Below are 19,240 nucleotides of genomic sequence, written 5' to 3'. Positions count from 1 at the left end.
ACATCACATGACCCATCCGGTCAAAGGTATTGATCACTGCTTCGCGCTCGTTAACGATCTTGATGATGCCGCCAAACAATTCGCCGCGCTCGGCTTCACCCTGTCGCCGCGCGGCACCCATTCGGAATCCAAGGGGACGGCGAATTACACCATCATGTTCCCGCAGGATTATTTCGAACTGCTGGGCATCCTGAAACCGACCGAGCTGAACGCCGCACGCCGCGCCACGCTGGAGCGGGTCGGCCAGGGGCTGCATGCCATCGCCTGCCGCATCGACGATGCCGAGGCCGCCGCCAAGGCGCTGGCCGATCTGGGGATCACCACCGAAGGGCTTGGCAGCTTCTCGCGTCCGGTGCCGCTGCCCGACGGCAGCGAAGGCGTCGCCGCCTTCTCGACCGTCTCCTTCACCGCCGACCAGGTGCCGCTGGGCATGGTCTTCATGTGCGAGCACAAGACCCGCGACACCGTCTGGATCCCCGAACTGCTGACCCATGCCAACACCGCCTGCGGCCTGGGCGCCATCCTGGCGATGTCCGATACCCCGGCCGAGGATGCGGCGGGCTTTGCCCGGCTCTGGGCCAAGGGTGCGGTCACCGAGGCTGACGGGGTCTTCACCGTCACCACCGGCGACAAGTCGGCGCCGCTCGTGCTGATGAGCCCGGCGAAGATGGCCGAGACCTATCCGGGTGCCGATCTGGCGGCGACCACCCGCGGCGCGCTGACCGCCCTGCGCATCAAGGTCGCCGACATCGAGGCGGCCAAGGCCTGTCTGGACAAGGCCGGCATCACGCCCTTGAAGACCGCCGCCGGCATCGCCGCCGGACCGGAACATGCCGCCGGCGTCATCGTGGAATTCGTCCCCACATGACAGATCCGAAGCCCCGCAAGACCGGCACCAAACCGGCCGAGAGCATCACCTTCGACGAGATCGACCAGCGTATCCTGGAGATGTTGCAGCAGGACAGCGACACTCCGATCCAGGCGATTTCCGAGGCGGTGGGGCTGTCGGCCACCCCGTGCTGGCGCCGCATCAAGCGGATGGAGGAGGCCGGGCTGATCAAGCGGCGTGTCGCTCTGGTCGACCAGAACCGCGCCAATGTGCCGCTGACCGTCTTCATCGGCGTCAGCACCCCCCGGCACGAAATCGACTGGCTGAACCGGTTCCGGGCGCTGATCGACGAGATCCCGGAAATCCTCGAAGCCTATCGGCTGACCGGGACGGTGGATTACATCCTCAAGGTCGTGGTGCCGGACATGGCGACCTATGACGCGGTCTACAAGCGGATGATCGAGCGACTGGATTTCAGCCAGGTCAATTCGATGATTTCGATGGAGGAACTGAAGTTCACCACCGTCATCCCGACCAAATATCTGTAAGGTGACGGGCCGGGGCGCCTATGGTCCCGGCCCGTTTCCGGCAAGCCTCAGTCGAAGACCAGCCCACCATCGACCACCAGGTTCTGCCCGGTGACCGCCCGTGCCCAGGGCGAGGCGAAGAACAGCACCGCATCGGCCAATTCCTGCGGCGTCGTCACCTGCCCCAGCGGCGTCTGGCTGGCGATGATGTCGAAAACCGCCTCGGGCGTGGCGGCGCTGGCGTCAGTGGTGCGCAGCAGCCCGCCCGACACCATGTTGACCGTTACGCCCAGGGGCCCCAGTTCCTTCGCGGCGGTGCGGGTAAAGCCCAGCAGCGCCGCCTTGGCGGTGGTGTAATCGTGATAGGGCACCACCGGGTTTTGCACCAGATTGGTGCCGATGGTGACAACCCGCCCATAGGCCTGCGCCGCGAAGTGACCGCGCAGCGCCTGCAGGCAGTTGAGCGCCCCGCCGACAGCGGTTTCGGTCTGCCGCGCGATCTCAGCCCAGCTCAACTGGTCGAGATGCGCGCGCGCCTCGCCGTTGAAGGAGAAATCGGCCAGCGCGTTATGCACCAGCACGTCCGGCGCCCCAAGGCTGTCGGTGATCGCCGCGACCATCCCGGCGACCTCTTCCGGCCGGGTGACATCGGCGCGGAAAGCCTGGGCGCGCGGCCCCAGTTCCTCGGCCAGCGCCCGGGCGGCGGCGTCGCTGTTGCGATAGTTGATGGCGACCCGGGCGCCTTCGCGCGCAAAGGCACGGGCGATCGCGGCGCCAAGGCCGCGGCCGGCGCCGGTGACAAGGACGGTCTGGTCCTGAAGCGGTTTGATCATGGCTCGGCCCTTTCGGCGAGAGTGAAGAAGTGATTGGTGGGGCCATGGCCATGGCCCACCTGCAATTGGTCAGCCGCAGCGATGGCGCCGGCGACATAGGCCTTGGCGCGCTCGACCGCCTGCACCAGCGGCAGGCCGTGCCCCAGCCAGCAGGCCAGTGCCGACGACAGGGTGCAGCCGGTGCCATGGGTGTTGGCGGTGGCATGGCGCGGCCCGGTGATCCAATGGCAGACCTCTCCCTCGACCAGCAGATCGGGGCAGTCCTCAGCCGCCAGATGCCCGCCCTTCAGCAGCACCGCCTGAGGCCCCAGCGCCAGCAGCGCGCGCGCCTGTTCCTCCATCTCGGCCCGATTGGTGGCCTCGGGGCGGCCCAGCAGATCGGCGGCCTCGGGCAGGTTCGGGGTGATCACCCGCGCCCGGGGCAGCAGCCGGCCCAGCGCCGCCACCGCCTCGGCCGCCAGCAGGCGATCGCCGCTTTTCGCCACCATCACCGGGTCGAGCACGATGGGGGCGTCCAACCCTTCCAGCGCGCCGGCGACGGCGGCGATGATCGGGGCGGAGCCCAACATGCCGATCTTGACCGCGTCGATGCGGATGTCCTGGCGGATCATCGCGATCTGGTCGCGGATCATCTCGGGGCGCACCGGATCGACGGCGCTGACCCCGCAGGTGTTCTGCGCCGTCAAGGCAGTCAGCGCCGCCATCGCATAGCCACCATTGGCCGAAATCGCCTTGATATCGGCCTGGATGCCCGCCCCGCCCGAAGGGTCGGACCCGGCAATGGAAAGGATATTGGGGATCATGCGCGGCTCCATTCATCAAAAAGGGCACGGGTCGCGGCCTGCGGGTCGGGGGCCCGGGTCCCCGCGGTGACCCCCGCCAACCCGACCGCCCCCGCCGCTTGCAACGCCGCCGCATCGCCCAGCCCGAGCCCGCCGATGGCAACGGTGGGCACAGAGACGGCGGCGACGATCTGCGCCAGCCCCCCCATGCCGATGGGCAGGGCATGGTCAGGCTTGGTCGCGGTGGCGCGCACCGGGCCGGCACCGATGTAATCGACCCCCGCCGGCACATGACCCGCCTGCGCCACCGTCTCGATGGAGAGCCCGAGGATCGGATCGGGCCCCAGCCGTTGCCGGACCAGCCGGGGATCGCCATCGCCCTGCCCGATATGGAGGCCATGCGCCCCGGCGCTCAGCGCCACCTCCAGCCGGTCGTTGATGATCAGCCGCACGCCGAACGCCTCCATCTCGGGCAATAGGGCGACGGCCAGCGCGTGCAGCTCGGCATCCGAGGCATGCTTGTCGCGCAGTTGCACCGCCCAGGCGCCGCCCCGGGCGGCGGCCCGCGCCTGGTCGATCACCGGGATCGGCCCCTCGGGGTCGGTGACGACATAGACTGGCCCGATGGTGCGCCCGATCATGCCACGGTCACCTTCGCGCCCGCGCTCACCGCCTCGGGCGTCAGGGCGTGCAGCGCATCGAGGAAGGCCACCTGGAAGCTGCCCGGCCCCTGCGCGCCCTGCCCCGCGACCTCTCCCGCCAGACCGTAGAAGGCCAGCGCCGCCGCAGTCGCCTCAGGTGCCGGGTGACCGACGCAAAAGGCCGCGATCACCCCGTTCAGCGAACAGCCCAGCGCCGTGACCTTTGGCATCAGCGCATGGCCATTCGCCACCCGCAACGCCCGGCTGCCGTCGGTGACGAAATCGACCGGGCCGGACACCGCGACGACCGAGCCGGTCCGCAGCGCCAGAGCGCGCGCCGCCGTTTCCGCCGCGGCGACGCTGTCGCCGGCGTCAACCCCACGGCCACCGCCACCGAGCCCGGCCAGCGCCAAGATTTCCGAGGCATTGCCGCGCACCACGGTTGGGCGCAGGTCGAGCAGCCGGACCGACAGGTCCTGACGGAACCGCGTCGCCCCCACCCCCACCGGGTCGAAGACCCAGGGACGCCCCAGATCGGCCATCACTCCGGCGCAGTCCAACATCGCCTCGGCCCAGGCGGGATCAATGGTGCCGATATTGACCGTCAGCGCCCGCGCCAAGGCGGCGAATTCCGCCGCCTCCTCCCGCGCATGGACCATGGCGGGCGAGGCGCCAGCGGCCAACAGCACATTGGCCATGATATTCATCGCCACGAAATTGGTGATATTGTGGATCAGCGGCGCCTCGGCCCGCATGTCGCGCAGATATAGCCCGGTCTCGTCCATCCGTCTCGCCTTGTGCCCAGGCGAGGAGAGCGAAGACGGCGCAAGATCCCGCGCGGGATCGGCTGACCGGCTTGCAGACTCCCTACGCCAGCATGATCTGGTTCAGGTTCGGAGGGTTCTTCTCAGCCCGCATGCACGGACGCCCCTGTCTGTGGCGCAATCAACGCCCGCAACGGGGAGATGTCAAGCAGGGCCAACTCCGCGCCGGCGGCAGACGGCGGGCGGCCCACCTGTCTGGGAGATCGGGAGGGCCGGCCCGACGGTCGGGCCCGAGGTTACCCTGCATCTCGATCGGCTCGTCCCCTCACCCGGCGGCACGCGACCAGGATCACCGCGCCCGCCCGCCGGTTCCAGGCGGCCCGCGTCCGGGCCGATTGCACGCCTGCGACCGTGGGAGACGGCAAGCCAGCGGACGCCGGGTCAGTCGACCGCCAAAGCCTTTTCCCTGTGAACACCATTAATTGTATGACATAACAAAAACACAACTATTGAGGTCTTCATGTCGTCGGCGCTTGACAGTATTGCCCCCGTTGCCCGCAAGGAAACGCTCGGTGCCATTGTGCGCGAGGAACTGCGCTCCGCGCTGATGGACGGGCGATTCCGGCCGGGCGAAAAGCTCACGATTCGGGCGGTTGCAAATGCGCTCAACGTCAGCCTGACCCCGGCACGCGAAGCGCTTTACAACCTGATGGCCGAGGGGGTTCTGGAAAGTGGCGCCAATGGCACGGTCTTCGTGCCCAGCCTGGACGAGCCCCGCATTCGCGAATTGTCCCTGATCCGCATCCGCCTGGAAGGGCTGGCCGCGCGCGAGGCGATGCCCAATCTCGCCCCCAAGGACTTCGACCGGCTGAGCGAGATCAACAGCCAATTCGCCAAGACCGACAAAGAGAAGGAACATGCCAAGCTGATGCAGCTCAACTGGCAGTTCCACTTCGGGCTCTACGAGGCCGCCAATATGCCTGCCCTACTGAAGATCATCGAAACCTGCTGGTTGAAAATGGGCTCCTATCTCAATGTCATCTATCCCGATTATGGCAGTGTGGGCGTCGGGCGCGACAATCACGCCCGCATTCTCGCCGCGTTGCAGGGCGGCGACGCCAATCTGCTCGAAGATCACATCCGGACCGACATCGAACAATCGACCGCATGGGTCATCCAGATGATCCGCGATCGCCGCCTCCCCGCCTGAGCGGCCTCAGGCGGGTCTTTCCTCCCCCCGGCGGGGGGAAGGATGCGAGACGCCGATGATCCCTAGCCCTCGGCCCCGACCTCGGCCGCGGCACGGGCGGCGGCCAGAACCGACAACCGCGCGGCAAGCGTGGCCGAGGCCGGCGGCGCCGGTTCCAGCGCCACCGGTGCGGGCGCGTCGGCGTGATGGCAGGCGACCAGCGTCTCGCCCTCGCCCACCGCCGTCAGCTCGGGGCGGGTCTGCTTGCAGATGTCGCTCGCCAGCGGGCAACGCGGATGGAAGGCACAGCCCGATGGCGGGTTCAGCGCCGAAGGCGCATCGCCCTCCGGCGCCTCGGTCGCGGCACGCAGCCCTGGCACCGGGCGCGGCGCGGCGGTGATCAGCGCACGGGTATAGGGATGGCGCGGATCGGCGAAGAGCTGCTCGGCCGGCGCCTGTTCGACGATCCGGCCCAGATACATCACCGCCACCCGGTCGGCGATATGGCGCACCACCGACAGGTCGTGGCTGATGAAGACATAGGCCAGCCCAAGCTGCGCCTGCAGATCCTGCAACAGGTTGACGATCTGCGCCTGCACCGAGACGTCGAGCGCCGAGACCGGTTCGTCGCAGACGATCAGCCGCGGCCGGGTCGACAGGGCGCGGGCGATGCAGATCCGCTGCCGCTGACCGCCGGAGAATTCATGCGGATAACGGTCGGCGTGATGTTCCGCCAGGCCCACCGTCTTCAACAGCTCGTCGACCCAATGCTTGGCCCGCTCGCCCGAGGCGACGCCATGCAGCAGGATCGGCTCCATCAACGTCTCGCGCACCGTCATGCGCGGGTTCAGCGACCCGAAGGGATCCTGGAACACCATCTGCATGTTGCGCCGGGTCGCCTGCAACCGGCCGGGGGACAATTCGGTGATCTCCTCGCCGTCCAGCTTGACCGACCCGGCGGTGGGTTCGATCAGCCGCATGACGGCGCGACCGGTGGTGGACTTGCCGCAACCGGATTCGCCGACGATCGCCAGCGTTTCACCGGCGGCGACGGTGAAGGAGACATCCGAGACCGCCTGCACCACATTCACAGCCTTGCGGAACATGCCCGCCCCCAAGGGGAAATGCTTGGTCAGGCCTTTGACTTCCAGAACCAGGGGTTTCATGCGGCGATCTCCTCGATGGGCGCACGCCAGCAGGCGACCAGCCGGTCCCCGTCGATCGCGCGCAGCGGCGGTTGTTCGGCGCGGCATTGCTGGGTCGCCAGCGGGCAGCGCGAGGCGAAGCGGCAGCCCTTGGGCATCGCCCAGGGCGGCGGCACCGATCCGGGGATGGTCTCCAGCCGGCTGCCCTTTTCGTCGAGCCGAGGCACCGCGGCCATCAGCCCCAGCGTATAGGGGTGCATCGGCGCCTGGAACAGATCGCGGGCCGAGGCGCGCTCGACCACCTTGCCGGCATACATCACCACCACCTCGTCGCAGGTCTCGGCCACCACGCCAAGGTCATGGGTGATCAGCACGATGGCGGCGCCGGTGCGGGCCGACAGGTCGCGCATCAGATCGAGGATCTGCGCCTGGATCGTCACATCGAGCGCGGTGGTCGGCTCATCGGCGATCAGCAGGTCGGGGTCATTGGCCAGCGCCAGCGCGATCATCACCCGCTGCCGCTGCCCACCGGACAGCTGGTGCGGGAAATCGTCCACCCGTTTCGACGGCGACGGCAGCCGCACCAGGTCGAGCAGTTCGACGGCGCGCTCGCGCGCCTCCTTGTGGCTGATCCGGCGATGCGCCCGCAGGCTTTCGATGATCTGGTCGCCGATGGTATAGACCGGATTGAGCGAGGTCATCGGTTCCTGGAAGATCATCCCCATGCGGCTGCCGCGCAGGCCGCGACGTTCCTTCGCCGACATTTTCAACAGATCGCGCCCCTCGAACAGCACCTCGCCGCCGGCATAGCGGCCGGGCGGGGTCGGGATCAGCCCCATGATGCCCAGCGAGGTCACCGACTTGCCGCAACCGCTTTCCCCCACCACGCCCAGGGTCGCGCCGCGCCGGACCGAGAAGCTGACCCCGTCGACGGCGCGAAACACGCCGCCTTCGGTCTTGAATTCGATCTGGAGGTCTTTCACCTCCAGCAGCGGGGCATCCTTGGCCTGGCTTGCGGGGCTCATGCGTCTTTCCCTTTTGCATAGGTGATGGGCGCGGCCTGATCATGGCTGCGATGGCGGAAATCCAGCTCGCGGAACTGCGCCTCGGCGCGGCGTTGCGCCGCCTCCAGCCCGTCAAGCTCGGCGTCGATGTCGAAGGCCAGCGCGGCACCCGCGCGCACCAGCGCCCGGCCGTCGACGAAGGTATCGGTGACGGCGCGTTCGCCGGCGACATAGATCAGCGAATTCAGCGGGTCGCGCAGCGGCCGCATCGCCCGGTGTTTGGTATCGGCGAGGAAGAGGTCTGCCTTCATGCCCGGCGCGAGCTTGCCGATATCCGGCATCCCGAGGATCGCCGCGCCACCGATGGTGGCAGCGTTGAAGGCGTCGGCGGCGCGGATGTCATAGACATCGCCCGACATCAGCCGCGAATTGATCAATGCGTGGCGGATTTCCTCAAGCATGTTGTGGGGATAGGTATCGGTGCCGATCCCCATCGGGATGCCGCCGCGCAGATAACGACCGAAGCTGCGCATGGCGACGCCACGACGCTGGAACACCGTCGGGCAATGCGCCACCGCCGCGCCCGAGGCGGCGAGCCGCGTGAAATCGCTCGACCCCGGCCAGCCGGCCCAGGGGTGATCATTCAGAAAGATGCCGTGGCCGATGATCAGCCCGGGTTTCAGCACGCCCAAGTCATTGAGCCATTCGATCGGCGTGCGACCGTGGCGGGCGGTGATCTCGTTGAACTCGACCATGCTCTGGGCGGCATGGATCTGCATCGGGATGCCGCGCGCCTGCGCCTCGGCGAAGCTGTCCTGGATCAGCGCGGCGGAACAGGTGTCGATCTGGGCGGGCGCGATCATCCCCGACAGCCGCCCCGAGGGGTGGGCGGTGGCGGTGTCGATGACCTCAAGCGCTTCGGCCATGGCGGCGCGACCATCGTCCGCGGCCCAGTCATAGTCTACCGAATAGCCGGTCTTGGTGAACCAACGGGCAGACCGATACATCGGCGCGGCCACGGCGCGCAGGCCCGAGGCGGCGAGGATATCGACCCAGCCCTCATAGGCGACGGAGAGATCGACGATGGTGGTCACCCCGGACAGCGCCAATTCGCTGAAGGCGACCTTGGATGCCGCATGGGTGCCCACCAGATCGGGGCGGAACAGCGGCATGAATTCGTAAAGCGACGACATCCTGAGGCCGGGCGAGCCCAGCTCGTCCAGCATCCCCTTGTTCATCGGTTCGGAGGAGGGATGCGAATGGATGTCGATCAGCCCGGGGCAGACCAGCCGGTCGCGACCGTCGATCTCCTCGGTCACGGGGCCGATCCATTGGCCGCCGACCTGCAGGATTCGATCGCCGGCAAAGGCGAGATCCTGGTTTTCGATCAACCGATGGCTCTGGGCGAGATCGTCCCAGGCCACGATATAGGCGGCGTTGCGGATCACGGTGACGGGGGATTGGGGCGTATCGGACATGCGCGGCGCGCTCCTCGGGTGGGTCTTGGAGGTGTCGGGAGACGGGTGATCAGACGGGACCGGGCCGGGAAAGCCGGCCACGGTCTGAGGTCTCGGACGCCCCCGGATCCTCTCCGGGGACGTCACGGCAATCAGTCGAGATAGCCGATCTGCAGCCCCTTATAGAGACCGGCCCCATAGATGTTATGGGCGGTGAAGGGCTTGAGCTTCTTCGAATAGGCGATCTGCATCGGCTTGTGATAGATCGGCAGCCAGACGGCGGCCTCGGTCACCTTCTCCTGCACGATGCCGTAATCCTTCGCCCGAACCTCGTCACTGACGGCGATGGAGCCTTCATAAAGCAGCTTATCGGTTTCCGGATCGTTCCAGTTCATCCGGTTCGGCGACGGCATGTTCGACGAGCGGAAATAGAGGTTCAGCGCGTCCCCGGCCGAGATATAGGGGAAGCCCATGGTGAACATGTCGAATTCCTGGGTCGCCAGCTTGCCCCAGGCGACAGTTGCGTCGAACGGCTGGATCTGCATGTCGATCCCGACTTTCAGCAGATAGGCCTGAACCGATTCCACCACCTGCTGCCAGGCGCCGGTGAAGGAGTAGACCACCGGTTGCAGCAGCTTGCCGTCCTTTTCGCGCTTGCCGTCCGCGTTCAGCTTCCAGCCCGCCTCGTCCAGCAGTTGCGCCGCCTTTTCAGGATCGTATTTCTGCAGCAGGGGTTCGACCTTGGGATCGTAATCCAGTGCCCCTTTCGAGACATAGGAATAAGCCGGCTGCACCTCGCCGAAGAACAGATCCTCGGCCATGGCGGCCTGATCGACCGCCCAGTTGATGGCCTGCCGGACCCGCGGATCATCAACCCCTTCCTTGTCGATCTTGAAACCGATGTAGTTGGTCCAGAAGGCTTCGTCCGATTCCACCACCGTGACGGTCGGCGCCTTGCGCAGCTTGTCGACGCCGATGAAGGGCACATAGGGGCTGATCTGGCCCTGACCGGTCATCAGTGCAACGGTGCGGGTCGCGGCCTCGGGCACCACCTGCCAGGTGATCTTCTCGACCTGTGCGGGGCCCTTGTTCTCATAGTTCGCCGGACCCCAGTGATAATCCTCGTGGCGGGTCATCACCATCTTGTCGCGCGGCGTCCAGCTTTCCCAGCAGAACGGGCCGGTGCCGTTGAAGCCGGTCACGCCGAAATCCTTGCCGAGCTTCTCGACCGTATCCTTGTCGACGATCGAACCGAAGCTCTGCGCCAGTTGATAGAGCAGCTCGGAATGCGGCGCGTTCAGCTCGTAGACCACGGTGGTGGCATCCGGCGCGGTGATCGACTTGACGTCGCCCATCCGCCAACTCACCGGCGACTTGGTTTCCGGATCGAGCCAGCGGTTCAGCGAATAGGCCACGTCATCGGCGGTCATCTTCTTGCCGTCGCAGAAGGTGACGTCGTCGCGGATCTTGAAAGTATAGATCAGACCATCGTCCGAGACCGTCCAGCTCGACGCCAGAAGGGGTTCGATGGTCTTCATGTCCTCGGCCAGGCCCACGATGGTGTCGGCCAGCATGAACAGCACTTCCGAGCCGGCAAGGGCGGCGGTGCGGGGCGGATCGTAGTGGTTCGAGTCGAGCTCGCGGATGATGGTGACTTCCTGCGCGGCGGCGGGCAGGGCCACGGCGGTGACAAGCGCCGCCAGCCCGAGCCGGACCCGGCTGCGGAAGGAGGTCTGGGTGAAGGGAATCATGTGAAGTCGTCTCCTTGTTGGTCGTTTGGTTTTATTGTTTGGCCCGGCCCGCTCGCGCGGATCAGGCCTGCAGGCGCGGGTCGAGCACGTCCCGCAGCGCATCGCCGGCGACATTCGCCGACAGCACGATGACGAAAATCAGAACCGAGGGGATCACCGCGATATGCGGCGCGAACAGCAGGAACTCCCGCCCCTGCGAGGCCATCATCCCAAGCTCGGCCGCCGGCGGCCGGGCTCCGAGCCCCAGGAAGGACAGCGTCGCGCCGATCAGCACGATCTGGCCGAAGCGCAGCGAGATGAAGATCATGATCGAGGAGATGCAGTTGCGCAGCAGATAGCGGTTGAAAAGCGCGAGGTCCGACAGGCCCACGGCGCGGCCGGCCTCGATGAACTCCTGCTTCATCACGCCGATGGCGATGCCGCGGGCGATCCGGGCGCAATCGGGCACCGAGGAGACCGCGAGCGCGATGATCACCGGCACGATCCCCTGCCCCATCACCGCCACCAGGGCGAGGCCCAGCAGGATGGCCGGGAAGGACAGCAGGACGTCGATGCCCCGCATCACCCAGGGGTCCAGCCGGGCGTAGAAGGCCGACAGCAGCCCGATCAGCGAGCCGATGGCGCCTCCGATGCCGACGGCGACAAAGCCGATCAGCAGGGTCAGCCGGGTGCCATAGAGCAGCCGCGACAGGATATCCCGCCCCTGCCCGTCGGTGCCCAGCAGATGGTCGGCCTCGCCCATGTCGCTCCAGGCCGGCGGCGTCATGATAGACCGCGAGTTCGACGCCGGATCGAAGGGCGCTAGAAGCGGGGCGAAGAGCGCGCCGAGGATGATCGCGGTCAAGGTGATCAGCGCCAGCGCCGCGGCGCGGTCGCGCAGCAGACGACGGAACCAATGAGCGCGTGCCGGCGGCGCGGCGGTGGCCGTTCCCTCTTCGGTCGCGGCGGTGATGTCTTCGGGATCGGTCACGGCCAAGGTCATTTGCGTACCCTCGGATCAAGAATGGAATAGAGAACGTCGATGATCAGGTTGATGGTGATGAACCCCAGCGCGAAGAGCAGAACCGCCCCCTGCGCCACGGTGAAATCGGACGACAGGATCGCCCCCACCACCAGCCGGCCGAGGCCGGGCCAGGAAAAAATCGTCTCGGTCACCACGGCGCCGCCCAGCAGATAGCCCGCCTGCAGGCCGATCAGGGTGATCACCGGGATCAGCGCGTTCCTGAGCCCGTGTTTCAACACCACGCGGATTTCCGACAGCCCCTTGGCCCGCGCGGTGCGCACATGGTCAAGCTTGAGCACCTCGAGCACCGACGACCGGGTCATCCGCGCCACCGGGCCGATCAGGATCAGCCCCAGCGACAGCGCCGGCAGGAACAGCGCCATGAAGCCCTGGGCGGTATACCAGGGGCCCGGCCTGCCGATGAAGGGGAAGATCGGCCAGACCACGCCAAGGTACTGGATCAGCAGCAGGCTGATGAAGAAGATTGGCAGCGACACGCCCGCCACCGACAGCCCCATCACCATCCGATCGGCGAGCGATCCGCGCAGCACCGCGGCCAGCGTGCCCATGGCGATGCCGATCGGCACCGACCAGACCAGGCTGGCCAGCATCAGTTCCACCGTCGGGCCGATGGCGGCGCCCAATTCCTCGGTCACCGTCTTGTTCGAGATCATCGACCGCCCCATGTCGCCGTGGGCAATCCGCTCGATATAGGCCCAGAACTGGACCAGAACCGGCCGGTCGAGCCCCATCTCCTCGCGGATCTGGGCCACCACTTCGGGCGTGGCGGTAGGGCCCGCCACCACCCGGGCCGGATCGCCCGGGACAAGCTGCAACAGCAGGAAGCCGAACAACAGCACCCCGAAGAGCACCGGGATCGACAGAAGCAGACGGTCGATGATGGTGCGCAGCATCAGGCAGCGTCTCCGCGGCTGTAGACGACTTCACCGCCGAGGATCGTCATCTGACATTTGGCGTCGAGGATCGCCTCGGGGTCCACGTCGAAGAAGTTGGTGTCGAAGACCGCGATATCGGCGAGCTGTCCGGGGACCAGCCGGCCCTTGATCTTCTCGTCATGGACGCCATAGGCGCTTTCATAGGTATAGCAGTGCAGCGCCTCGGCGACGCTCAGCCGTTCATCCTCGCCCAGCGACTGGCCGGTGTCGGACTTGCGCGCGATCATGCCATAGAGCGCGGGCAGCGGATCGGGCTCGGTCACCGGGCAGTCGGTCGAGCCCGAGGGATGCAGGCCGGACTCGAGCCAGGTCTTGAACGGATAGCTCTTCTTCGGCTTGTCCGGGCCCATGCACATGAAATAGCCGTCGCCGAAGAAATAGAGGAACGAGGGCTGGCCCGCCGGGATCACCTTCATCGCCTTCATCTGTTCGAGCTGCGCCGGCGTATGCCAGCCGCAATGTTCGATCCGGTGGCGGCGATCCTCGGCCGGCTCGGCGGCATAGGCCTTTTCATAGGCCGCAAGCACCATGCCGATCGCCGCATCGCCGATGGCGTGGGGCGCCATCTGATAGCCCATCTTGTGGGCCTTCATCACCAGCTCGTCGGTCTGTTCCTGGTTGAGACAGGGCACGCCGTAATTGTCGGGCTGCTTGTAATAGGGCTCAGACATCCAGGCGGAATAGCCGCCGATCGAGCCGTCGGTGAAGATCTTCACCGGCCCGATGCGGAACATGTTGTCGCCGACCCCGGTCACCAGCCCCTTGCCATAGGCGTAATCCAGAATGTTGCGCTCCAGATCGCCCATCAGCGTGCCGGCAACACGCACCGGCAGGCGGCCGGTCTCGTTCGCCTTCATATAGGCGTCAAGCTCGCCCTCGCCGATGCCCATGCCGATGGCGGCCTCCATCACCGAGGTGACGCCGAGTTTCAGGAGTTCCTGACCACCGCGTTCGATGGCGTTGACCAGATCGTCCACCGTGGGCTGCGGCTGGGCGCGCGACACCGGCACCCGGGCGTTTTCCAGCAGCAGGCCGCTCAACATACCCTGATCGTCACGGCCGATATGGCCACCATAGGGTTGCGGCGTATTGTGCCCGATGCCGCCGGCCTGCAACGCCAGCGTGTTGGCGACCGCCGCATGGCCGCAGGCGCGCGACAGCATCACCGGGTTGTTCGGCGCGACCGCGTCCAGTTCCTTCATATGGGGGTGGCGCAGTTCGGTCAGCTTGTCGTGATCGTAACCGCGCCCGATGATCCAGGCACCCGGCGGCAATTGTTCGGCCGCCGCCTTCACCCGATCCAGCAGCGCCTGAATGCTGCGCACCCCGGCGTGCGGCCGCAGGTCCACCTGCAGCAGGTTCAGGCCGTAAAGATAGAGGTGCATATGCGCGTCGTTCAGCCCCGGAACGGCGAATTTGCCGCCCAGGTCGATGATATCGGTCTCGGGCCCGGCCAGGGCGGCGATCTCGTCAGCGGTGCCGGTGGCAAGCACCTTGTCGCCCTCGATGGCGAGCGCCTCGGCGAAGCCTTCCTTCAGGCCACACCAAATCTTGCCGTTGGTGAGAATGCGGGTGGGGGTGGTCATGTGCGAACCTTTCGATGAAAGCATGTCTGGGAGGGTCCGGAATGTCCGGCCTGGGCGGGCATCCTCAGTAGCCCGCAGTCAGATCGACCGCGCCGGGCGGCGCGCGCCCCTCGCTGATCGCGATGCAGTTTTCCGCCAGTTGCCGTAGGATCTCGTCGCGGGTGGAATCCGAGGCCTTGTGCGGCGTGATCAGGATTTCGGGACGCGCCCAGAACGGATGGTCGGGCGACAGGGGTTCCTGCCGGAAGACATCGACCGTCGCCGAGGCGATCCGCCCCTGATCGAGCGCCTCGAGGAAATCGGCCTCGACCAGATGCTCGCCCCGGCCGATCTGCACCAGGCTCGCGCCCTCGGGCATCCGCGCGAAGAAATCGCGGTTGAGGAAATCGCGGGTCTCCTCGGTCAGCGGCAGCACGTTGACCAGGATCTGCGCCTGCGCCGCGACCTCGGTCAGTGCCGCGGGGCCCGAGATCACCTCGACCCCCGGTTCGACCTCGGCCGCACCAGTGGAACGCCGCGCCGCCAGCACGCGATAGCCCATCGCGGCGATCGCCCGGGCGCACATCCGCCCCATCAGGCCAAAGCCCAGAACCCCGACCGTCACCTGCCCCGGCAGGGCGGGGCGAAAGCTGCGCTCCCAGGTGCGGGTCGTCTGGTTCTTCACATAGTCGCCGATCCGGCGATGATGCCAGACCACGTTCCAGGCCGCGAATCCCGCCATCATCTGCGCCTGCGCCTCGTCGCGGATGCGCGAGACCACCGCCGTCTCAGGCAGCGACGGGCAGGCGATGATGCTGTCGACCCCGGCGGCGATGGAGGAGACCAGCCGGATATTGGGAAAGGCGTCGAAAGCATCGTCCGCCGGTCGCCAGGCCAAGGCGAATTCGACCGCGGCCGGATCGTCGATCTGTTCAGGACGCAGGATTTGCAGCCCCGACCGCCCGTCATCCGCGAAGATGGTGGCCAGATCGAACACCTCTGACAGGGCGACGACCGGGATCAGGGGTTTGCGGGACATGTCCATCACTGATCGAAATCCGGATGGCGCTTCTTGCACAGGCGCAGATAGGCGGTCCATTCCGCGTCCGGTTTGCCGGCGGCCTGATGCTGCTCCGCCCAGCCCTCTTCCTGCCGCGCGGTATGTTCGGCCAGCTCGTCGGACAGCTGGTTCGGCGTCTGCCGGCTGCTCATCACTGCGATCTGGGCCCGGCAGGCGCGTTCCAGATCCATCATCGCCCGGAACGCCTCGCCGACGGAACGGCCGCAGGTCAGCAGCCCGTGGTTGCGCAGGATCATCGCCGATTTGTCGCCGAGATCGGCGACGATTCGGGCGCGCTCCTCGAGGTTCAGCGCGATCCCCTCATAGTCGTGATAGGCCAGCCGGTTGAAGAAGGGCGCCGACCACTGGTTCAGCGGCAGCAACCCCTCTTTCATCGAGGCGACGGCCACACCGGCGACCGTATGGGTATGCAGCACGCAGGCGACATCGGGCCGCGCCGCGTGAATCGCCGAATGGATGGTAAAACCGGCCTTGTTGATGCCCGCCCCGTAGGGGTCGTTCAGAATATCACCGTTGATGTCGATGACAGCCAGATTTCCGGCGGTCACCTCGTCGAACCGCAGCCCGTAGGGGTTGATCAGAAAGGCATGATCCCCTTCGCTTTTCGGGGCCTTGGCCGAGATATGCGTGAAAATGCTGTCATCCATGCCGAACTCGGCGATCAGCCGATAAGCGGCGGCAAGTTCCACACGTTCCTGAGGATGAGCGGTAGAGATGCGCTCTTGCAGTACCATTCCTGTCTCCTGTCCTGCCGCCCCCGGGGGGAGCGGCACTCTGTCGCGGTGAGTCGAGGCTAGGACGACAAGTTTTTCATTTCAACTGTCGACAATCGACGCAAAGCAAGATTTGCTGGAAACCGTACGACAAGCCATTTATTGCCCCCGAAACGGGCAAAGCCACGTTAGAGGTATTGGCCGGGGCGCAGAGGAGGCGCCGCGCGGGCCAGTTTTATCCAAGGAGTGACGGCAGGAATGAGCGAAGACCTATCCCCGGAGCAGCAGATTTTCGAAACCCTGCAACCCGCAGATCTGGCCAGCCGGGTCGCGGATCAGGTGCTGCGCGCCATTGGCGACGGCCGGCTGCGCCCCGGCGAGAAAGTTGCCGATGCCCGGCTGGCGCGCGAGCTCGGCACCTCCCGCGCACCGGTGCGTGAAGGCCTGAGGCTGCTGGAAAGTCAGGGACTTATCGTGTCCCATCCGCGTCGCGGCTTCTTCGTCCACGCCTATGACGCCGACGAGTTGAAAGAGGTCTATGACCTGCGCGAATGCCTGGAGCTGCACGCCGCAGACGCCGCTGTCGCCCGCATGACCGAGGCGGATTTCAACCGTCTCGAGGCGCAGGTGCAAAAGCTCTACGATCTGGCGGACGAGGGCCAGACCCAGGAACAGGTGGTGCAGGATTTCGCCTTTCACCGCATGCTCTGCGAATTGGGCGGAAACTCCCGAATCCTGCGGCTGTTCGACCAGATCGCCGCCGAGATGCGGGCCGGTATCGCCCTGGTCGGCCAGCTCTATGACGACCCCGAGGAAATCGCCCGGTCGCATGACCCGCTGATCGAGGCGCTGCGCGCCCGCGATCCCGCCCGGCTGCGCGCCGAACTGCGCGAACATCTGCAAGACGCCCAGATCCACGTGGTGCAACTGTTCCGCACCGGGGCTTTCGATCTGAACAATCTCGACAAGCTGAGCGAGACCCAGCGCAGCCGCCTGCTGCGCTGAGGCCACCGCACCGGCGCGGGATATTTTGACCTCCCCTCCCGGCGCGAAATGTCCTATCCAGCGCAGGATTGCGGCACCGGCCGCGAAACGGCAGGACGAAGGGCGGGACATATGGCATTTCTGGGGGTGGAACGGTCCTTGACCGGGCGACGCTGGATCGGGCCGGATGTGGAGACCGACCGCGCCGCCGAGGCCATGGCCCAGATCACCGGCCTGCCCCGCCCGGTCGCCCAGGTGCTGGCCCGCCGCGGCGTGCCGCAGGAGGAGGCCCAGGGTTTCCTGACCCCCCAACTTAAGGATCTGCTGCCCGACCCCCGCCGCCTGCGCGACATGGAAAAGGCCGCCCATCGCTTTGTTGCCGCGGTGCGCGGACGCCAGCGGATCGCCATCTTCGCCGATTACGACGTCGACGGCGGCAGCTCTGCCGCGCTGCTGCTGATCTGGCTCAGGCAGATGGGGCTGACCCCGACACTCTATATTCCCGACCGGATCGACGAAGGCTATGGCCCCAACGAACCCGCGATGCGCGATCTGGCCGCCCGTCACGATCTGATCGTCTGCGTCGACTGTGGCACGCTGAGCCACGAGCCGATCGCCGCGGCCAAGGGCGCCGATGTCATCGTGCTGGACCACCACCTGGGGGGCGAGACCCTGCCCCCCGCCCTGGCGGTGGTGAACCCCAACCGGCAGGACGAGGATGGCGATCTGGGCTATCTCTGCGCCGCCGGCGTGGTCTTCCTGATGCTGGTCGAGGTGCGCCGGCAATTGCGCGAAGGCGGCCAGGCCCCCGGCCCCGACCTGATGGCGATGCTGGATCTGGTGGCACTGGCGACCGTCGCCGATGTCGCCCAGCTGATCGGCGCCAACCGGGCGCTGGTGCGCCAGGGCCTGCGGGTGATGGCGCAGCGCCAGCGCCCCGGGCTGGTGGCGCTGGCCGATGTGGCGCGGATGGATGCCGCCCCCAATACCTATCACCTCGGCTTTCTGCTGGGGCCGCGCGTCAATGCCGGCGGCCGCATCGGCAAGGCCGATCTGGGCGCCCGGCTGCTCGCCACCGAGGACCCGATCGAGGCGCAGGCGCTGGCCGAACGGCTGGACCAGCTCAACACCGAGCGGCGCGAGATCGAAGAGGCGGTGCGCGCCGCCGCGATGGAACAGGCCGAGGAACGCGGGCTCGACGCGCCGCTGGTCTGGGCCGCCGGCGAAGGCTGGCACCCGGGCGTCGTCGGCATCGTCGCCTCGCGGCTGAAGGAGGCCGCCAATCGCCCCGCCGTGGTGATCGGCCTCGATGGCGACGAGGGCAAGGGCTCGGGCCGCTCGGTCTCGGGCATCGATCTGGGCGCCGCGATTCACCGGCTGGCGACCGAGGGGCTGCTGATCAAGGGCGGTGGCCACAAGATGGCGGCCGGGCTGACGGTGGCGCGCGACCAGCTGGAACCGGCCATGGCGCGGCTGGCAGAGCTGATGGAGCGGCAGGGCGCCGGCGTCCTGGGGCCGGCCGACCTCAAGCTCGACGGCCTGCTGATGCCGGGCGCCGCCAATGTGCCGCTGATCGAGGAGCTGGAGCGCGCGGGCCCCTATGGCGCCGGCGCCCCTGCCCCCCGCTTCGCCCTGCCCGACATGCAGATTCGCTATGCCAAGCGGGTCGGCGCCAGCCACCTGAAACTGTCGCTGTCGGATGGAATGGAGGGCCGGCTCGACGCCATCGCCTTCGGCGCCTTCGACACCGATCTGGGCCCGCGGCTCGAGACCCATGGCGGCGCCCGGTTCCACCTGGCCGGGCGGCTGGAGATCAACACCTGGGGCGGCCGGCAGAGCGTTCAGCTCCGCCTCGAGGACGCCGCCGAGGCCTGAGCGAAAAATCTGTTCCCCCGCGCAGATTCTATCTTGCGGGGGTCCGCGCGATTGCATAAAGAACCGCTCACCACAGCGTGGCCCGTTCGTCTATCGGTTAGGACGTCAGGTTTTCAACCTGAAAAGAGGGGTTCGACTCCC

18 protein-coding genes and 1 riboswitch are annotated in these 19,240 nt (G+C 66.9%); of the genes, 5 read left to right on the top strand and 13 right to left on the bottom strand.

Features of this window, described 5'->3' with window-relative positions; translation table 11 throughout:
* The first annotated feature begins 7 nt into the window (after window positions 1-7).
* Both ACN0V4_RS03210 and ACN0V4_RS03205 read left to right on the top strand, forming a co-directional pair.
* The gene (locus ACN0V4_RS03210) at window positions 8-868 is read left to right on the top strand and encodes a VOC family protein (protein ID WP_417673085.1); all 861 of its coding nucleotides are present in this window, start codon (window positions 8-10) and stop codon (window positions 866-868) included.
* Window positions 865-1,377: an Lrp/AsnC family transcriptional regulator gene (locus ACN0V4_RS03205; protein ID WP_417673084.1), complete on the top strand. Its 513-nt coding sequence runs from the start codon at window positions 865-867 to the stop codon at window positions 1,375-1,377. The genes ACN0V4_RS03210 and ACN0V4_RS03205 overlap by 4 nt, the downstream gene beginning before the upstream one ends.
* A gap of 47 nt (window positions 1,378-1,424) precedes the next feature.
* Here ACN0V4_RS03205 and ACN0V4_RS03200 read toward each other — a convergent pair whose 3' ends face one another.
* The 4 genes from ACN0V4_RS03200 to thiM are packed head-to-tail and all read right to left on the bottom strand — an operon-like array spanning window position 1,425 to window position 4,397.
* The gene (locus tag ACN0V4_RS03200) at window positions 1,425-2,189 is read right to left on the bottom strand and encodes a 3-oxoacyl-ACP reductase (RefSeq protein WP_417673083.1); all 765 of its coding nucleotides are present in this window, start codon (window positions 2,187-2,189) and stop codon (window positions 1,425-1,427) included.
* Window positions 2,186-2,992 (bottom strand): bifunctional hydroxymethylpyrimidine kinase/phosphomethylpyrimidine kinase, encoded by an 807-nt coding sequence (gene thiD / locus ACN0V4_RS03195; RefSeq protein WP_417673082.1) that lies wholly within the window; start codon window positions 2,990-2,992, stop codon window positions 2,186-2,188. The genes ACN0V4_RS03200 and thiD overlap by 4 nt, the downstream gene beginning before the upstream one ends.
* The gene (gene thiE, locus ACN0V4_RS03190; protein ID WP_417673081.1) at window positions 2,989-3,612 is read right to left on the bottom strand and encodes a thiamine phosphate synthase; all 624 of its coding nucleotides are present in this window, start codon (window positions 3,610-3,612) and stop codon (window positions 2,989-2,991) included. Before thiE ends, thiD begins: the two co-directional genes overlap by 4 nt.
* On the bottom strand, window positions 3,609-4,397 hold the full coding sequence (gene thiM, locus ACN0V4_RS03185; RefSeq protein WP_417673080.1) for a hydroxyethylthiazole kinase: 789 nt from the start codon (window positions 4,395-4,397) through the stop codon (window positions 3,609-3,611). Before thiM ends, thiE begins: the two co-directional genes overlap by 4 nt.
* Before the next feature lie 62 nt (window positions 4,398-4,459).
* A riboswitch (TPP riboswitch) is annotated at window positions 4,460-4,554 on the bottom strand.
* 342 nt (window positions 4,555-4,896) lie between these two features.
* Here thiM and ACN0V4_RS03180 point away from each other — a divergent pair.
* A complete protein-coding gene (locus ACN0V4_RS03180) occupies window positions 4,897-5,586 on the top strand; it encodes a GntR family transcriptional regulator (protein ID WP_417673079.1) in 690 nt (229 codons plus the stop codon).
* A 62-nt stretch (window positions 5,587-5,648) separates the two neighbouring features.
* On the opposite strand, the gene ACN0V4_RS03175 is transcribed toward ACN0V4_RS03180, so the two are convergent.
* The 9 genes from ACN0V4_RS03175 to ACN0V4_RS03135 form a co-directional block, all read right to left on the bottom strand.
* Entirely contained in the window at window positions 5,649-6,731 is a 1,083-nt protein-coding gene (locus ACN0V4_RS03175) for an ABC transporter ATP-binding protein (protein ID WP_417673078.1), read from the bottom strand.
* Window positions 6,728-7,735 carry an ABC transporter ATP-binding protein gene (locus ACN0V4_RS03170; protein ID WP_417673077.1) on the bottom strand — a complete coding sequence of 336 codons (1,008 nt, stop codon included), beginning with the start codon at window positions 7,733-7,735 and terminating at the stop codon, window positions 6,728-6,730. The genes ACN0V4_RS03175 and ACN0V4_RS03170 overlap by 4 nt, the downstream gene beginning before the upstream one ends.
* Window positions 7,732-9,192, bottom strand: coding sequence for an amidohydrolase family protein (locus tag ACN0V4_RS03165; RefSeq protein ID WP_417673076.1), 1,461 nt, complete (start codon window positions 9,190-9,192; stop codon window positions 7,732-7,734). The genes ACN0V4_RS03170 and ACN0V4_RS03165 overlap by 4 nt, the downstream gene beginning before the upstream one ends.
* Before the next feature lie 131 nt (window positions 9,193-9,323).
* Window positions 9,324-10,922 carry an ABC transporter substrate-binding protein gene (locus ACN0V4_RS03160; protein ID WP_417673075.1) on the bottom strand — a complete coding sequence of 533 codons (1,599 nt, stop codon included), beginning with the start codon at window positions 10,920-10,922 and terminating at the stop codon, window positions 9,324-9,326.
* Window positions 10,923-10,983: 61 nt separating this feature from the next.
* Window positions 10,984-11,904, bottom strand: coding sequence for an ABC transporter permease (locus ACN0V4_RS03155; protein WP_417673074.1), 921 nt, complete (start codon window positions 11,902-11,904; stop codon window positions 10,984-10,986).
* On the bottom strand, window positions 11,901-12,839 hold the full coding sequence (locus ACN0V4_RS03150; protein WP_417673073.1) for an ABC transporter permease: 939 nt from the start codon (window positions 12,837-12,839) through the stop codon (window positions 11,901-11,903). The genes ACN0V4_RS03155 and ACN0V4_RS03150 overlap by 4 nt, the downstream gene beginning before the upstream one ends.
* Complete coding sequence (locus tag ACN0V4_RS03145; protein ID WP_417673072.1) at window positions 12,839-14,467, bottom strand: amidohydrolase; 1,629 nt, start codon at window positions 14,465-14,467, stop codon at window positions 12,839-12,841. Before ACN0V4_RS03145 ends, ACN0V4_RS03150 begins: the two co-directional genes overlap by 1 nt.
* A 64-nt stretch (window positions 14,468-14,531) precedes the next feature.
* Window positions 14,532-15,485, bottom strand: a complete 954-nt coding sequence (locus tag ACN0V4_RS03140) for an NAD(P)-dependent oxidoreductase (RefSeq protein ID WP_417673071.1) — start codon at window positions 15,483-15,485, stop codon at window positions 14,532-14,534.
* Window positions 15,486-15,490: 5 nt separating this feature from the next.
* Entirely contained in the window at window positions 15,491-16,261 is a 771-nt protein-coding gene (locus ACN0V4_RS03135) for a class II aldolase/adducin family protein (protein ID WP_417673070.1), read from the bottom strand.
* Between the two features lie 237 nt (window positions 16,262-16,498).
* Between ACN0V4_RS03135 and ACN0V4_RS03130 the strand changes: the two genes are divergently transcribed.
* Both ACN0V4_RS03130 and recJ read left to right on the top strand, forming a co-directional pair.
* Window positions 16,499-17,245, top strand: a complete 747-nt coding sequence (locus ACN0V4_RS03130) for a GntR family transcriptional regulator (protein ID WP_417673069.1) — start codon at window positions 16,499-16,501, stop codon at window positions 17,243-17,245.
* 111 nt (window positions 17,246-17,356) lie between these two features.
* On the top strand, window positions 17,357-19,099 hold the full coding sequence (recJ, locus tag ACN0V4_RS03125) for a single-stranded-DNA-specific exonuclease RecJ (protein WP_417673068.1): 1,743 nt from the start codon (window positions 17,357-17,359) through the stop codon (window positions 19,097-19,099).
* Window positions 19,100-19,240 lie beyond the last annotated feature (141 nt).

Origin of the sequence: Pseudodonghicola sp., assembly GCF_048268305.1 — a bacterium.
GTDB lineage: Bacteria > Pseudomonadota > Alphaproteobacteria > Rhodobacterales > Rhodobacteraceae > Pseudodonghicola.
Note: the sequence above shows the minus strand (reverse complement) of the source record. Positions and strands in the feature narration are given on the sequence as shown.

What these genes read in the sequence shown, in the direction of transcription:
- ACN0V4_RS03160 (WP_417673075.1), bottom strand. Translation starts at nt 10,922, where the DNA reads ATGATTCCCTTCACCCAGACCTCCTTCCGCAGCCGGGTCCGGCTCGGG.
- ACN0V4_RS03205 (WP_417673084.1), top strand. Translation starts at nt 865, where the DNA reads ATGACAGATCCGAAGCCCCGCAAGACCGGCACCAAACCGGCCGAGAGC.
- ACN0V4_RS03180 (WP_417673079.1), top strand. Translation starts at nt 4,897, where the DNA reads ATGTCGTCGGCGCTTGACAGTATTGCCCCCGTTGCCCGCAAGGAAACG.
- ACN0V4_RS03210 (WP_417673085.1), top strand. Translation starts at nt 8, where the DNA reads ATGACCCATCCGGTCAAAGGTATTGATCACTGCTTCGCGCTCGTTAAC.
- ACN0V4_RS03175 (WP_417673078.1), bottom strand. Translation starts at nt 6,731, where the DNA reads ATGAAACCCCTGGTTCTGGAAGTCAAAGGCCTGACCAAGCATTTCCCC.
- ACN0V4_RS03170 (WP_417673077.1), bottom strand. Translation starts at nt 7,735, where the DNA reads ATGAGCCCCGCAAGCCAGGCCAAGGATGCCCCGCTGCTGGAGGTGAAA.
- recJ (WP_417673068.1), top strand. Translation starts at nt 17,357, where the DNA reads ATGGCATTTCTGGGGGTGGAACGGTCCTTGACCGGGCGACGCTGGATC.
- ACN0V4_RS03155 (WP_417673074.1), bottom strand. Translation starts at nt 11,904, where the DNA reads ATGACCTTGGCCGTGACCGATCCCGAAGACATCACCGCCGCGACCGAA.
- ACN0V4_RS03130 (WP_417673069.1), top strand. Translation starts at nt 16,499, where the DNA reads ATGAGCGAAGACCTATCCCCGGAGCAGCAGATTTTCGAAACCCTGCAA.
- thiM (WP_417673080.1), bottom strand. Translation starts at nt 4,397, where the DNA reads ATGGACGAGACCGGGCTATATCTGCGCGACATGCGGGCCGAGGCGCCG.
- thiD (WP_417673082.1), bottom strand. Translation starts at nt 2,992, where the DNA reads ATGATCCCCAATATCCTTTCCATTGCCGGGTCCGACCCTTCGGGCGGG.
- ACN0V4_RS03200 (WP_417673083.1), bottom strand. Translation starts at nt 2,189, where the DNA reads ATGATCAAACCGCTTCAGGACCAGACCGTCCTTGTCACCGGCGCCGGC.
- ACN0V4_RS03150 (WP_417673073.1), bottom strand. Translation starts at nt 12,839, where the DNA reads ATGCTGCGCACCATCATCGACCGTCTGCTTCTGTCGATCCCGGTGCTC.
- ACN0V4_RS03135 (WP_417673070.1), bottom strand. Translation starts at nt 16,261, where the DNA reads ATGGTACTGCAAGAGCGCATCTCTACCGCTCATCCTCAGGAACGTGTG.
- ACN0V4_RS03165 (WP_417673076.1), bottom strand. Translation starts at nt 9,192, where the DNA reads ATGTCCGATACGCCCCAATCCCCCGTCACCGTGATCCGCAACGCCGCC.
- thiE (WP_417673081.1), bottom strand. Translation starts at nt 3,612, where the DNA reads ATGATCGGGCGCACCATCGGGCCAGTCTATGTCGTCACCGACCCCGAG.
- ACN0V4_RS03145 (WP_417673072.1), bottom strand. Translation starts at nt 14,467, where the DNA reads ATGACCACCCCCACCCGCATTCTCACCAACGGCAAGATTTGGTGTGGC.
- ACN0V4_RS03140 (WP_417673071.1), bottom strand. Translation starts at nt 15,485, where the DNA reads ATGTCCCGCAAACCCCTGATCCCGGTCGTCGCCCTGTCAGAGGTGTTC.